Origin of the sequence: Tautonia rosea, assembly GCF_012958305.1 — a bacterium.
Taxonomy (GTDB): Bacteria; Planctomycetota; Planctomycetia; order Isosphaerales; family Isosphaeraceae; genus Tautonia; species Tautonia rosea.
This window is the reverse complement of the sequence record NZ_JABBYO010000003.1, coordinates 445018-459841: the sequence shown is the minus strand read 5'-3', so window position 1 is coordinate 459841 and position 14824 is coordinate 445018. Positions and strand designations below refer to the sequence as shown.

11 protein-coding genes are annotated in these 14824 nt (G+C 63.1%); 7 read left to right on the top strand and 4 right to left on the bottom strand.

Going from position 1 to position 14824, the window contains the following annotated elements; all coding sequences use genetic code 11:
* Positions 1–42: 42 nt before the first annotated feature.
* Positions 43–861 (bottom strand): tryptophan synthase subunit alpha, encoded by an 819-nt coding sequence (gene trpA, locus HG800_RS07170; protein ID WP_169975249.1) that lies wholly within the window; start codon positions 859–861, stop codon positions 43–45.
* A gap of 272 nt (positions 862–1133) precedes the next feature.
* Between trpA and HG800_RS07165 the strand changes: the two genes are divergently transcribed.
* From HG800_RS07165 to HG800_RS07155, 3 genes are all read left to right on the top strand, one after another.
* Positions 1134–4478, top strand: coding sequence for a DUF1553 domain-containing protein (locus HG800_RS07165; protein WP_169975247.1), 3345 nt, complete (start codon positions 1134–1136; stop codon positions 4476–4478).
* A 49-nt stretch (positions 4479–4527) separates the two neighbouring features.
* Positions 4528–5934, top strand: coding sequence for a DUF1501 domain-containing protein (locus HG800_RS07160; RefSeq protein ID WP_169975245.1), 1407 nt, complete (start codon positions 4528–4530; stop codon positions 5932–5934).
* A 351-nt stretch (positions 5935–6285) separates the two neighbouring features.
* A complete protein-coding gene (locus tag HG800_RS07155; protein WP_169975243.1) occupies positions 6286–6759 on the top strand; it encodes a hypothetical protein in 474 nt (157 codons plus the stop codon).
* 64 nt (positions 6760–6823) lie between these two features.
* Here the strand turns inward: HG800_RS07155 and HG800_RS07150 are convergent, their stop codons facing one another.
* Positions 6824–7252, bottom strand: a complete 429-nt coding sequence (locus tag HG800_RS07150) for a hypothetical protein (RefSeq protein WP_169975241.1) — start codon at positions 7250–7252, stop codon at positions 6824–6826.
* 280 nt (positions 7253–7532) lie between these two features.
* On the opposite strand from HG800_RS07150, the gene HG800_RS07145 reads away from it, so the two are divergent.
* The 3 genes from HG800_RS07145 (at position 7533) to HG800_RS07135 (ending at position 10599) form a co-directional block, all read left to right on the top strand.
* Positions 7533–8288, top strand: coding sequence for a 3-keto-disaccharide hydrolase (locus HG800_RS07145; RefSeq protein ID WP_235963379.1), 756 nt, complete (start codon positions 7533–7535; stop codon positions 8286–8288).
* Positions 8289–8542: 254 nt separating this feature from the next.
* Entirely contained in the window at positions 8543–9850 is a 1308-nt protein-coding gene (locus HG800_RS07140) for a homoserine dehydrogenase (protein ID WP_169975239.1), read from the top strand.
* 230 nt (positions 9851–10080) lie between these two features.
* Positions 10081–10599 (top strand): 3-hydroxyacyl-ACP dehydratase FabZ family protein, encoded by a 519-nt coding sequence (locus HG800_RS07135; protein WP_169975237.1) that lies wholly within the window; start codon positions 10081–10083, stop codon positions 10597–10599.
* Positions 10600–10605: 6 nt separating this feature from the next.
* Here the strand turns inward: HG800_RS07135 and HG800_RS07130 are convergent, their stop codons facing one another.
* Together HG800_RS07130 and rsmD are read right to left on the bottom strand one after the other, a co-directional pair.
* Positions 10606–11943 (bottom strand): CCA tRNA nucleotidyltransferase, encoded by a 1338-nt coding sequence (locus HG800_RS07130; RefSeq protein ID WP_169975235.1) that lies wholly within the window; start codon positions 11941–11943, stop codon positions 10606–10608.
* Positions 11944–11947: 4 nt separating this feature from the next.
* Positions 11948–12625, bottom strand: a complete 678-nt coding sequence (gene rsmD / locus HG800_RS07125; RefSeq protein ID WP_315851988.1) for a 16S rRNA (guanine(966)-N(2))-methyltransferase RsmD — start codon at positions 12623–12625, stop codon at positions 11948–11950.
* Positions 12626–13019: 394 nt separating this feature from the next.
* On the opposite strand from rsmD, the gene HG800_RS07120 reads away from it, so the two are divergent.
* Positions 13020–14807: a peptidase MA family metallohydrolase gene (locus HG800_RS07120; protein ID WP_169975233.1), complete on the top strand. Its 1788-nt coding sequence runs from the start codon at positions 13020–13022 to the stop codon at positions 14805–14807.
* Positions 14808–14824 lie beyond the last annotated feature (17 nt).

Here is a 14824-nt window from a genome sequence, read left to right as displayed (position 1 = left end):
AACGGGGGTGCGGATCGACAGGCTCGTAGCTCTTGTTAAGGATTACGACGGTAAGGCGCCGGCCAGTTCTTCGACGAAGGCACCGACCCGATCGACGAGCACCTCGCGAGGGGTGTCTGAGGCATCAGCGAGTCGTCGAACGAGCGCACTGCCGACGATCAAGCCATCGGCGACCGGAGCCAGTGCCCGGATGTGTTCGGGACGGCTGATCCCGAAGCCGATGCAGATGGGCAACTCGGTTTGAGTGCGAAGCCAGTGGACGGCCTCAGACAGATCGGGGGGCAACTCGGTCCGCTCGCCGGTAATTCCGGCCACCGAAACGTAATAGATGAACCCGGTTGTTGTCCGAGCAATCGCGGCCGCACGGTCGCGGGGAGTCCGAGGCGTGATGAGCTGAATGAGTCGCAGGTCACGTTCGGCTGCAAGCTCGGCCAGGGTGCCGGCCTCCTCGACCGGAAGGTCCGGTACGATCAGGCCATCGATGCCCGCGGCCTTTGCCTCGTCGAGGTAGCGACTGGTGCCTCGTCGGTGAATGATCGCATAGGAAGACATGGTGACCATTGGCACCTCGACCGGGGCTCCCCCTTCTCCCCGACGCAGGGCGGTGAGCATCTCGAAGATCGGACCGAGCTTGATTCCGGCGTCGAGCGCTCGTTGGTAGCTGGCTGCGATGACCGGGCCATCGGCAATTGGGTCAGAGTAGGGAATGCCGACCTCGATCATGTGCGCCCCTCGACGGACCGCTTCCCGGATCAAGGCCGCGGTCGTCGATAAGTCGGGATCGCCCGCGGTGAGGAAGGGCATCAAGGCCCGATGTCCTTCGGATCGGAGTCGAGAGAACAAGGCGTCGATTCGATTCATGATTCGTCGGGTCCTGACGGCCCGCGGTTCGGTGCGAGGGTGGGTCGGCCTGCGGTCGATCGACGAGTCATGTTCCGCCGACCTTGACCGATCCTAGATTACCACAAACCGGCCCCTGGGCCGATTGGTCGACGACCTCAGGTTTTTCAAGGAGCTGAAACCAGAACGGCCAGGGCCAGATCTCCCAATCGTGAGTCAATTTCGAACACTCGACTTCGGGGGTGATCGGCGGAAACACGCGACACCTCTCCCGAGGAGCCGGTGTTTCATCGGTGAGGATCGCCCCAGTGGCCGGGTTCACCCGAGCCTTGGGGGGTGGAGCGGAGCATCTCGACGACCCAGGCCACTGGGAGGGGGACGTGACGATGAAAGTTCGATTCATCGGATGGATCATGCTGATCAGCCTGGGCGTGTCGGCACAGGCGGCGCGAGCACAAGTCGGTCCTCCGGATCAACCGGAGCCGGAGGAGTTGCTCATCAGACTCGATCGGGACGGCGACGGGAAAGTGTCGAAGGCTGAGTTTGCACCGATCGCCGAGCGTGCTCCCCGACTTCGAGAGCAGCCTGCACAGGTCGATTTCCTGTTCAACCGTCTCGACACGAACCGCGACGGAGGGCTCGATCTCGATGAGTTGAAGAACCTGCAGCGTCCCGGACAGCCGCCCGCAAGGTTCGGCGGACGAATGGGACAGCCTCCCAGAGGATTCGGTGACACTCCCGCCCCTCCCCCGTTCGGGACGCTTGACGCCAACCGCGATGGCAAAGTCTCGTTTGAGGAATTTCGGACGGCTGTCCAGGCCTCTCCTCGGTTTCGAGACAACTTGGCGGCCGTCAGGTTCGTCTTCTCGAACCTGGACAGCAACGGGGACGATTTCATCTCGCCCGATGAATACGGGCGAGGCAATGCCATGAGGCGCCCCGGGGCGCCCGGAAATCAAGTCGGGCCGGGGATGGGATTCCGCCGCGACCCGAGAAACCCGCTCCGATCGGTCCTTCCGTCGGGAGTTGCCTCGGATGAGCGCCACGCAGATGTACCGGCAGAACCGATGACCGACGAACAGGTCGCCTTCTTCGAGTCGAAAATCCGGCCGGTCCTGGCCACCCAGTGTTATTCCTGCCATTCCGAGGGAGCCTCGCAAGTCCGGGGGGGACTGAAGCTCGACACCCGAGAGGCCATGCTGCTGGGAGGGGCGAGCGGGCCGATCATTGAGCCGGGCCTGCCGGATGACAGCGTCCTGATCCTCTCAATGCGGGGTGAGGACTTCCGTCCGATGCCGCCCGGCGAGCCGCTGCCGCGGGAGGTGATCGCCGACTTTGAGCGATGGGTCGCCATGGGAGCGCCGGACCCGAGAGACTCGGGGCCGCCAGTCACCGCGGCCCCGGCACCGGAGTCGACCATCAACGTGGAACAGGGCAAAACACACTGGGCGTTCCAGCCACCAGTCGCGGTTGAGCCGCCCGCCGTCGCCGATGTCGATTGGCCCCGGTCAGACATCGACCGCTTCCTCCTGGCCGGGCTGGAGTCCGCCGGTCTGCATCCCGTTGGCGATGCCGACCGCGCAACCTTGCTTCGCCGGGTCTCATTTGACCTGACCGGACTGCCGCCGACTCCGGAGGATCTCGCCGTGTTTCTGGAGGACACATCGCCGGATGCGTTCGAGAAGGTCGTGGATCGGTTGCTCGACTCTCCTGCCTTCGGGGAGCGCTGGGGGCGACACTGGCTCGACGTGGCGCGGTTCGCAGAATCGAGCGGTAAGGATGTGAATATCTTCTATCCGTTCGCCTGGCGTTACCGCGACTACGTCATCGACGCCTTCAATGCCGACAAGCCGTACGATCAATTCCTCAAGGAACAGATCGCCGGCGACCTGTTGCCGTCAGAGAACGACCGGCAGCGGGCCGAGCAACTGGTGGCAACGGGCTACCTGGCGGTCGGGACGAAGTCGCACATCACGCAGGACCCTCGACAGTTCTTGCTCGACCTGGCCGACGAACAAGTCGACGCGATCGGTCGAGGAATGCTCGGCCTGACGGTCGCCTGTGCCCGCTGCCACGACCACAAGACCGACCCGATTCCCCAGCGTGACTACTACGCGATGGCGGGCATCTTCGCCAGCACCGACACACTTTTTGGAGGTGCTCGGACCGTGCAGGTCAATCGAACCGCCGGCCTTGTCGAGCTGCCGGAGGGGTCGGGGGCCATCGACGGCGCTCCGCTTTCTCGGGAGGAACTCCAGGAGATCCGCGACCGGCTCGCCAGCATCGGGGAGTTCCAGCGTCAGCTTGGCGACGAGCCGAACGCGCTGAATTTCCGGGTGGCCGCGATCGTCCAGTCCGCCAATCTCCGAACCCGGCTGTCCTACTACAACCCCGACGGGTCGTCTCGGCTGCTGGCGATGGGGGCCCGAGAAGGTGACGCAATTGACATTCCGCTGTTCCTCCGGGGAGAACTGGACCGGCCGTCGGAGGTGGTGCCTCGCGGGTTCCTTCAGGTGATCGACGGCCCGTCGGCGACTGCCATCGCCTCGGGCAGCGGGCGGCTTGAGCTGGCCGATTGGATCGCCGACCCGGCGAATCCGCTCACGGCCCGGGTGATGGTCAATCGAGTCTGGCTGCATCTGTTCGGCCGAGGTCTCGTCGACTCTCCCGACAACTTCGGCGCCACCGGGCAACCGCCGAGCCATCCGGAGCTGCTCGATCACCTGGCGGTCTCGTTCGTGGAGGGGGGATGGTCCGTCAAGGCGCTGATCCGATCCATCGTTCTGAGTCGAGCATATCAGCTCGACTCGGCGATTGACGATCGCAACGCCGCCGTCGATCCGGACAACACACTCGTCTGGCGACAGGCCCCGCGCCGGCTGGAGGCCGAGGCGATCCGGGACGCGATCCTTGCCGTCAGCGGCAACCTGGACACCGATCGCCCGGCCGGATCGGTCGTCGCCAGGCTGGGTGACGGCAACGTCCGGCAGCTCGATCGGCAGCGACCCGCCCCCGTCGCGATGGGCCAACGGATGGGTATGGCCGGTAGTGGTCAGAGGATGAACCGTCCCGGATTCGGCCAAAATGGACGGGGCGGACAACCGGATTCGGATCGCCCCCGATTCGGCCAGGGTGGAGATCGCCCCCGGTTCGGCCAAGGGATGGCCGGTGGTCCAGGAATGGCGGGAAGGACGGGGCCCGGCGCCTTCGCGACGCTCTTCTCGATCCCAACGGCAGAGCCGGTGCCGACCTATCGGGCGGTCTACATGCCGGTGCTTCGCGACCGAATGGACCCGGCGCTCGACGCCTTCGACTTCCCCGACCCAAGCCTGGTCACCGGGAAACGGGAGTCGACGACCGTCCCGGCGCAGTCGCTCTATTTGATGAACAACCCGTTCGTGCTCCAGCAGGCCGAGACGTTCGCAAGACGGCTGGCCGACGAGGCGAAGGGAACAGACGAGCGGATCGGCCTGGCCTTTCGGCTGGCCTTCGCCCGTTCTCCCCGAGCCGACGAGATAAAGGCAGCTCGCACCTTCCTCGACGAGTTCCCCGATCTGGCCCCAAGACAACCTGGAGGCTCCTGGGCCGCATTCTGTCAGGCCCTCTTCGCCACCGCTGAATTCCGAGAGCTGAACTAATCGTCGCAGGCGATCCATCGAGACACCCCAAACCAATCAAGGATTACCGATGAAAAACTGCTGCAATCGCCTGCCTGAAATGAGTCGTCGAGGCTTGCTCCAGACGGTCTCGGCAGGATTCGGCTACCTGGCCTTCGCTGGGATCAGTGCCGAGGCCGCCGCCCGAGACGCCAGTCCTCTGGCTCCGAGAACTCCTCATTTCGAGCCGAAGGCCAAGCGGGTCGTCTTCCTGTGCATGAGTGGCGGGCCATCCCACGTGGACACGTTCGACTACAAGCCGAAGCTCCAGGCCGACAGTGGCAAGGAGCTGAGTGTCGAGCTGCCCAATGCTCCGGGGCGATCACGCTACGGCACGCTGCTGGGCTCCCCCTGGGAATTCCGGCAGCGGGGCGAGTCGGGCCTCTGGATCTCGGACCTCTTCCCCGAGGTCGCCCGGCACGCCGACGACCTGTGTCTGCTTCAGGGAATGCACACCGATGTGCCGGCGCACCCACAGGCCTTCTTGCAGATGCACACCGGTAGCTCTCAGTTCGTGAGGCCCTCGCTGGGTGCCTGGACACTTTACGGTCTGGGAACTGAGAATGCGGACCTGCCCGGATTCATCAGCCTGAGCCCACCATCCAGCAATGGCGGGGCCCAGAACTACGGGAGCGCCTTTCTCCCGGCTGTGTACCAGGGAACGCCAATCACCTTCCGGGGCGGCCCCTCGGCTGGTGGCGTGCCCGACATCGCCAACCCTCGCCTCCGCAGCAACGCCCAGCGACGCCAATTGGACCTAGTCCAGGCGTTCAACCGCTCGAAGCTCGACCATGACGGTCCCGACCCGCAGATCGAGGGAGTCATCGCCTCTTACGAACTGGCCTTCCGGATGCAGGACGCCGTGCCCGAGGTGATGGACCTCGGCTCCGAGTCATCCGAGACACGGTCGAGGTACGGACTCGACGAGCAAGAGACGGCAGGATTCGGACGACAATGCCTGATGGCCCGCCGGTTCCTGGAGGCAGGCGTCCGGTTCGTGGAGGTCTGCCAGGACGGCTGGGATCAGCACCGGAACCTCAAGGCCGATCACGAGCGTCAGGCCCGAGCCGTCGACCGTCCCATCGCGGCCCTCCTGGCCGACCTGAAAGGCCAGGGGCTTCTGGAGGACACCCTGGTCATCTGGGGAGGCGAGTTCGGTCGCACTCCGGTGTCCCAGGGGCCCGATGGTAGGGATCACAACAACAAGGGGTTCTCCTACTGGCTCGCTGGCGGGGGCGTGAAGCGCGGCTACAGCCACGGAGCTACTGATGAATACGGACGCGAGGCAGTCGAGGGGAAGGTCCATGTTCATGACCTTCACGCCACGATCCTCCAGCTCCTTGGATTCGACCACGAGCGGTTGACCTACCGTTACGCCGGCCGAGACTTCCGTTTGACAGACGTCCACGGGCGGGTGGTCCGGGAAATCCTTGCCTGAGTGACTGCTTCGCTCCTCTTCTTGACAGCCATGAGCGGGTCGCTGGCCTCGGCCGACGACCCGCGTTCCTTCTCGCGTTGGAACCTTCACGCTGATCCCGGCCCACCCCGCGATGGTCGGCCTTGCCCGGCGAGAACGTTCGAGATAAAGTACCCGCTCACCTGTCGACGATCCGCGCCTGCCCGAAGATGCTCGGTCGCATCTCGGGCCAGATTCACACCCCCTTCGATGATCGGCTTGCGCGGCGCTCCACGGAAGGAGTCTTGTTTCGCTCGGCGACCCCTTGTCCTCCTGGACTTTGTGCTTCGGTCGCCGGCTCCCGACCAAGGAAGGCAAAAGGAGCCGCTCCCCATGCCGATCGTCGCTCGCCCCCGATTGCTCATCGCGTTACTGGCCTGCACCTTGGCCAACGTTGTCCAGGCCGACGAACCTACCCCGAAGCCCACCCCGAAGATCGAGACGGTGAGTAATACCGTGAAACTCGATCTCCAGATCTCCGGCGTTGAGCATGGGTGGAAGATCGAAATCAAGCCGGCAAACCCTGGCAGTCGCTTCAAGCCGGTCGTTCGTCAGGTCACGCAAGCTCAGGGTGATCCAGTACAGCTTGGACAGATCGCGATTGATGCCCGAAGCCTCAGCGCCGATCGGGACTGTGCACTGGCGATCGTCTTGACCGATCCCGAGGGCAGTTCTCAAACCTTCAAGCGAAGTGTCCGTCTGCTGCCCCAGCCCGATGCCGAGACGGTTCCTGAACTGTCCAAAACCTTCTACTTACGCACCAGCAGCGTCGCAATCAAGGACACCCCCCGCCGCAGGCCGAACTGATCGGACAGGAACTTCGACGGGTCCTGGACCGGTCCCGAACCGAACGTCCCACGCTCGGGGCTGGTCAATCCTCCTCAAATTCTCCGTCTGCGTCCGCACCGACGTAGAAGGGAAAGAACTCCTGACCGGCGAAATAGTCGGCCATGGCTCGGCGAACCGATCGAAGCTGATCGAGGAAGTGAGAGTACTGAATGATCAATCGACGTCGCTGTTCCTCAGGGAGTTGCAGAATGTCGTTGTAATAGCGTTCGCGAGTGACCGGGTCTCGGAAACTCCAGAGCCGCTTGATTTTCAGCCCGGTTTCCTCATCCTCGTAGGTCAATTGACGCGCATACTGCCGGGCCTTCATCTTCTTCGCATAGGCGATCAGTTCGGCCTCCGATTCGAACCCTCCCTGTCGATCGATCCACTCCACGATCGTCTCAGTGCGGATCTTGGGTCCTTCCTCCGCGCAGAGTTCCTTGAGACTCATGACGATCTCGGCAGGTCCCATGAACGCCTCCCTCGGAATGGACGTGTGATGCCCAGCTTCTCTGCGTTGCGTCATCTCGGCGATTGTTCGTAGTTTACGATTCTTACCTGGCCGTGTCGATGGACTTCCGTACAAGTCGCTGGCGGCACATCCGTTTCAATCGTCACAATTGTCACTGTTTCTCTGCCCGCCGAACGATTGACGAGACGGCTTGAGCCCGCTAGCGTGACTGACCTGAGTGTCTCCAGGCATGTGAGGCCGGCTCGTTCGATTGAAGTCTCTCCCCGGAAGGATCAACCCAATGAGATTCTCCTCTTCCTTGTTCGCGGCATTCGCTGCCCTCGCGATCGTGGCCAGTCCCGCCCTGTCGGCCGATGACGAAGGGTGGACCTGGTTGTTCAAGGATGGCGACCTCGACCACTGGATCATCCCCGAGGGAGACGGTGGCCACTGGAAGGTGATCGAGGTGGATGGCGGGCCAGTGATCGACTATGACGCCCGGAGCGAGGCTGAAGGGGTCAAGGATCTCGTCTCCAAGGAATCGTATGGCGATTTCGTGCTGGAGTTGGAGTGGAAGATCACCGACACCCCGAACATCAACCCGAACGTTCGCTACGTCCTGCCCGACGGGACCCACGCCCGCGACATCAAGGGCGAAGAAATGTCCCTGGCCTTGCCGGATTCCGATTCTGGCGTCTTCCTCCGAGGGTCGAGCAAGTGCCAGGTGAACATCTGGTGCTGGCCGATCGGTTCCGGAGAGGTCTACGGCTACCGAATGGATCGCTCCATGCCCCCCGAGGTCCGAGCCGGAGTCACGCCGAAGACTCAGGCTGACAAGCCCGTCGGCGAATGGAACGCCTTCCAGATCACCATGAAAGGCGACCGATTGACCGTTGTTCTGAATGACGTCACTGTGCTTGACGAGGCCCAGTTGCCCGGTGCTCCCGAGGAGGGGCCGCTCTCGCTCCAGCACCACGGCGGCTATCGCGACGGCAAGTACACCGGCTCGCCGAGCATCGTCCAGTTCCGGAACATCCGGATTAAGCCACTCGACTGAGCATTTGGCCGACAGTGCTGCTCGATGGTCACCAGACGATCGAGGCGATGATGGCCGATCCCCTGGGCAATTCCGAATCGACCGATGACCTCGAGGACTCGGTCGGTCGGGATCGCGAACTGGAGATCGGCCATTGCTCTGTTTGGTAGACTCCAATGATGGTCGATTGCTCCGCGCGATCGTCCATCCTTGCATAACGAACATCTGTTTCAGTTGAGTCCGATTCCGCTCGCGTTGACGAATTTGGAGGATCGATGCAACCGGTCGCCATCGGCCTGCTGGGCCTGGGAACCGTCGGGGCGGAGGTGGCCCGGAGGATCGAAGATCGGCAAGGGGCCTTCGCCCGAAGGATCGGCCGAACGGTCATCGTCCGCAAGGTCGCGGTTCGAGATCCTCAGAAACCCCGGAATGTTCCGATTCCTGCGGATCGCTACATCACCGACCCGATTCAGGTTGCCACCGATCCGGAAACCACCCTCGTCATTGAGCTGATGGGAGGAATCGAGCCGGCGAGGACCGCCGTACTCGCGGCGCTCGAGGCCGGAAAGGATGTGGTTACGGCCAACAAGGCCCTCCTGGCAGAGCATGGAGCGGAGATTTTTGCCGCGGCGCGTCGAGCGGGTCGATCCGTGGCGTTCGAAGGAGCCGTGGGTGGCGGCATTCCCGTCATCCATGCCATCAGTGTCGGCCTGGCGGCCAACCGGTTCGCGGCCCTCGCGGCCATTCTGAATGGCACCTGCAACTTCATCCTGTCGAGCATGGCCCGATCGGGGCTCTCATATGCCGAGGCACTCCGGCAAGCCCAGGAACTCGGCTACGCCGAGGCCGACCCGACACTCGATGTGGACGGCACCGACACCAGCCACAAGCTGGCCATTCTCGCACAGCTCGCGTTCGGCGCCTCGGTGACGACGGACATGATTCCTCGGCAGGGGATCGACACCTTGCAATCGTCCGACATCCAGTACGCGGCGGAACTGGGATACACCGTGAAGCTTCTGGCCGTGGCCCGCGATCACCGAGATGCCGGCCTGGAGCTGCGAGTCGCTCCTCGACTGGTCCGACGGGGATCTCCCCTGGCCGAGGTCTCTGGACCCGATAACGCGATTCGGACCATCGGTGAGCCGGTCGGGTCAAACCTGATGTCCGGCCCGGGCGCAGGGGCTGGTCCGACGGCCTCCGCCGTTCTGGCTGACGTCATCGACGTGATCATCGGCCGGGCCGCGCTGACGGCTCGATCCCTCGACCTCTGGCCTGCCGACGCTCCTGCTCCCCGGCTTTGCTCTCCCCGAGATGTCCGAGGCCGATCCTATCTTCGGTTCATGATCGCCGACCGACCCGGCGTGCTCGGCACGATCGCCCAGGTGCTCGGCCAGCATGGCGTCAGCATCGCCAGTGTCATCCAGCACGATCCGGGTGAGGACGACCACCCCGACGCCCCGGTCCCGCTGGTGATCATGACCCATCCCGCCTCCGAGGCCGACCTGGTCGCAGCGCTTCAGGCGATCGACTTCTTGCCGATCGTCACTCCGCCGAGTATCCGGCTCGGGGTTGAGGATTGAGGCCGGGCCGTCTCGCTTCTCGAATCCGCCCGTCACCGCGATGGGTGGTGCGGGCATGGAGAAGAAATGACTTGTCTCAGGGTAGCGAGATCGTCATCATACCTATGTCTTCCGCCCCGGAGGGGCATTGATCACGCTTGCCGAGCCGACCGGGCCGGAGGCCCGTGCTTCGACGGTGTCCCGTGTTTGCCGAGGTCGCGAGACGGCTCCCGGAGGGGACCGATCAACTCATGCCACCTGTCGCTTTCATCACGCCCAGCGAAATCGACCTGACCCAAGTCGTCGCTGATCAGGAACAAATCCGTCGCTTCAACCCGCAGCGGTTCGAGATGGAGCAGCTCTCGGCGATCGTTCACATCGATACCGAGCAAAACCTGATCATCGGCTACAAGGACATTGCTGAGGATGAGTTCTGGTGCCGAGGGCACATCCCCGGCTTTCCCCTCATGCCGGGGGTCCTCATCTGTGAGGTTGCCGCGCAGCTTTGCAGCTATTTCTGCCAGGCAGTTCGGCTGGTCCCCGATGGCTTCCTCGGTTTCGGCGGCATGGAGGACGTTCGCTTTCGAGGGCAGGTTCGCCCCGGAGATCGCCTGGTGATTGTCGGAAAGGCTCAACGACTCCATCGACGCCAGACGATCTTCGACACCCAGGGATTCGTCGACGATGCGATGGTCTACCACGGTCGGATCATCGGTGTCCCGATCGTCTCTCCCAGCGGCTCCCAAACCGCCGACCAGAACGGCTCCTGAGTGTGATCAGCTCGAAGCCGGCTTTTCGGGTTCGAGCTGCCGACACAACCAGGCGATCGCCTCGTCCTGGTTCGTGACCCTCCCCTCAAGCTGAGCGTCATACGCTCGATCAAGCCATTGCTTGAATGAAGGACCAGGAGTGAGGCCCAGTCGTTTCAGATCATTTCCATTGACGAACGGCTCGGGACGGATCGGCCCGTCGGGCTTCTCCTTCACATAGTGCTCACAATACTCGACGTGGTCGACCGGCAGATCGGCCGCTTCCGCCACCGCCCGATGCAGCGCGAGCAACTCGTGAATGCCCGGCTCGGCCAGCAATCGCTTCAAGCGAGCCACCGGCATCGATCGCGGCGAGTTGAGGATCCCGTGATGGGCCACGAGCCAGGAGGCGGTCTCCCGCTCAACATTTGCCAGCTTCAAGCGATCGGACGCTCGATCCAACGCCTCGACCGCACTGGACCCGTCCGTCCCCCTGCCGATGTCGTGGAAAAGAGCGGCCAGGGCCAGCCCGACTGAGGGATCGTGCGGCAGGGCATCGAGCACAGCAAGCGTCTGTTCCCAGCAATCGTGGTCGGGACGGGACGCCACTTGCGAGGGAACACCGACCAGCGACAGCAACTCCGGTACAATTACGGTCGCGAGCCCGAACTCCATCATCAAGCGCATGGCAGCCGATCGGCTCGGATGGACGAGCATCCGACGCAATTCCTGGGCAATGCGTTCGGCCGCGACCACGGTAACTTCCGAAGCCATCGCCACCAGGGCCTTCTCGGTCTCCGGTTCGATCCGCAAGCCGAACCTCGCGGCAAAACGAACGGCGCGGACCAGGCGTAACTTGTCCTCAGCAAACCGCGAGGCCGGATCGCCGATCGCGCGAAGCAAGCCCGTTTCCAGGTCGTGCCTGCCACCGACGAAATCGATCACGTCCTCTGAGATCGGGTCGAAGAACATCCCGTTGATGGTGAAGTCTCGGCGCGAGGCGTCCTGCTCGGGACTGCTGAAGACGACCGTTTCGGGACGTCGGCCGTCGATGTACGCGCCGTCGCTCCGAAAGGTCGCCACCTCGACCTCCCCTGCCCCTCTTGGACCGATCACCTTGACCACGCCGAAGCTCACCCCCACCGGTACCGTTCTGCGGAAGAGTTGCATCACCCGCTCCGGAGGGGCGTCGGTCGCCACGTCGTAATCGCTCGGTGTCAGGCCAATAAGCAAATCCCTCACGCAACCGCCGGCCCAGAGTGCCTGATGACCCGCATCCCGGAGCCCTCGGACGACCTTGACCGCGAACTCCCGCTTTCGGTACTGATCCGACGGCAACGAATGGGGTTGAGTCTGCTCTGCCATCGCCTCAACCCTCCAGAGGGGACTGGTCGAGCGTTCGGATCGCCACGTGGGTATCGCCGTAGCGGCGGAGATCCCAAAGCTCCGGGTCCGGGAGGAACTCTGAGCCAAGCTCCCGGCCTGCCTCGGCCACGATGGTCGAGCCATTCGGGAGGCGATCGACGAGCGTCTGAATCAGCAAGCAAAGCTTTTTCTCACTCTGCTCATATTCTCGATAGGGAGGGTCGAGAAACACGACGAACGGCCCGTCCTCGCTTGATGGCTCGAACTGTTTGACCCACGCATAGGCATTCCCAACCACCACCTCACCCAGCCCTTCGAACCGCAAGGCTGCAAGGTTCTTCCGGATCACCGCGGCGTTCTGCGGACGTTTCTCAACAAAGACCGCCGAGCGTGCTCCCCGGCTCAATGCCTCAAGGCCAAGCGCCCCCGTCCCGGCAAACAAATCAATGACGGGTCGGTCCTCGACTTCAGAGCCAATGATATTGAAGATTGACTCACGGACCAGGTCACTCGTCGGCCTCGTCCCTTTCGAATCACTCGGCCCCTGGATCGTATGCCCGCGCCGGATACCGGCGATGATGCGCATCGTTAACTCGCCTCGCCAGAAGGACAACGCTCCGATTCCGGAATCCGTGGAACCGGCCAATCGAACAGTATACCAGGCCCAGGACTGATGCCTCACCCGGCCCTCTCGCCGAGTACACGAATCGATGTGGACTTGCCTGACACGACGATTTGGTTCTCGGTTCTCCGGAACTCGACAGTTTGCCTTGACCGATCGGCCCAAGATGGCCATACTCCCTGCGGATTGCCCACAGGATTCGCACCGCAACGTGTCCAACCCTCAGGTGATTGACGACGCGAGCGATGCCGCCTGACTTCGGCGAGAATGACCCCAAGGACGCAGGGGTTGACCCGCCGCGACGGACTCCGGCCCTTCGGCCCGTCCTCCGCACCACTTGAGCCCTCCCTCACCGACGACGAGACGTGTCAAAGCACGCCGGAGGATCTGACCCGATTAGGATCAGATTGCTCCGTCCGGATTGGTTGACCACAACCGAAGGACACGGACCGTCATGCATCGGCTCAACGCCCCGACCGCCGCCCTGATGGCCGCGGCCCTGCTGTCGCTGTCCGCCGCGATCACCCACGCCCAGGCGGCCGATCCCCCCGAGGAACTCAAGGCCGGACGTGAAGCGCTCAGCCGAGGTGACGGCCCGGCGGCTGTCACCTTGCTCGAATCAGCTTTGCTCGCCGTCGCCTCGGCCGATCGGGAGGCGGTTCTCGACGACCTAAGGCGAGCCTATGAACGGGCCGCGGCACAGGCAGAGGCCGCGGGAGACACACGTCGCGCTCGCCAGTATCGCGAGAATTTACTGATCATCAATCGGTCGCGTCGGACGTCTGATCCTTCCACCACAACACCCTCGGATGAGGCGGCGTCCTCAGATCTCTCTGAGACGACTGCCCCTTCCCCGAAGCCCGAGGCACCACTCGATTCTCCCGAATCACCCCCCCCAGCCCCGTCTGAGGAGCAACCCAAACCGATCCTGGAGATCGAGGAGCCGACGATCGTCGCCCAGCCTGCGCCCATTGCTCAATCCTCGGCTCTGGAACCGTCTGCTGCGGCAACCCTCAACCTTCAACGAGAAAACGTCGCTTCTGAAGCAGAGCCGATCGCAATCGATCCCGGTCCGTCCCCGGAATCGAGTACGAGTCCCCCCGGAGGCCAGACGCTGAGCGACGTGCTTCGATCGGCCGATGCGGCCTTCCGCTCGCAAAAATATGACGATGCCGGTCGTGTGTACGCCATGCTTGCCCAGCGCGGGCAGTTACCTGAATCACACAAGCCGGTCTGGGCCTACTGCCGGTTCGTCGCCGTCGCTCGACGGATCAATGCCCAGCCGAGCACTCCGGCCGAGTGGTCGGCCATCCACGCGGAGATCCGAGAAGTCCGCGCCCTGGCTCCTGAAATCTGGTTCAGTGAGTACCTCCGTCGTCTGGCGACCGAACGCTCCGCGGCCGTTGGGGCCAGGCCGAGCTCCTTCATCGTTCGAGGGCAGTCCGAGTCGAGCGAGACGACCAAATCCGCCCCATCGTCGTGGCAGATTCTCGAAACCGAAAATTTCCGGATCTTCCACGTCGATCCGACCCTTGCAAATCAGCTCGCCCGACGGGTTGAAAACGCCCGGGACCAACTGTATCACTACTGGAACCTATCCGCGCTCGCTCGCTCGTGGTCTCCTCGATGTGATCTCTATGTCTACCCGAATGCCTCAATCTACGCGCGAATGACGGGGCAACCCGCCGATTCTCCTGGCTTTTCGACCCTTGATCTGAGCCGAGGGCGAGTCGTTTCGCGTCGGATCAACCTCCGAGCCGATGCCGACCGCCTGCTCGATGCGGTGGCCCCGCACGAAGTCTCACACGTCGTTCTCGCCGATCTGTTCCCAGGTCAGCAAATCCCCCGCTGGGCCGATGAAGGGATGGCCATTCTTGCCGAGCCGATCGACGCCCAGGAGGCCCGCCTGGCTAACCTCGACCTCTCCCTCTCCTCCGGCCGAGTCTTTCGCACCGGGGCCATGATGGGCGCCTCGAGTCCGAGAGAACGCGACTGGGATCTCTTCATGGCCCAGAGTACGTCACTGACTCAATATTTCATTCAGCTCGATTCACCCAAACGGTTTCTCATATTCCTTCGAGAGTCGCAGCGGCTCGGAACCGAAAGCGCCTTGAAGACCGTTTATGGAATCGAGAGTACGGACGAACTCCATTCCCGATGGCTTGCTCACGCCAGACGCACTGCGAGGACCACGTCTGATGAACGGGTCGCCACTCACCAGAACAGAACACCTCGCGATTGACCTTAATCACAGATGTT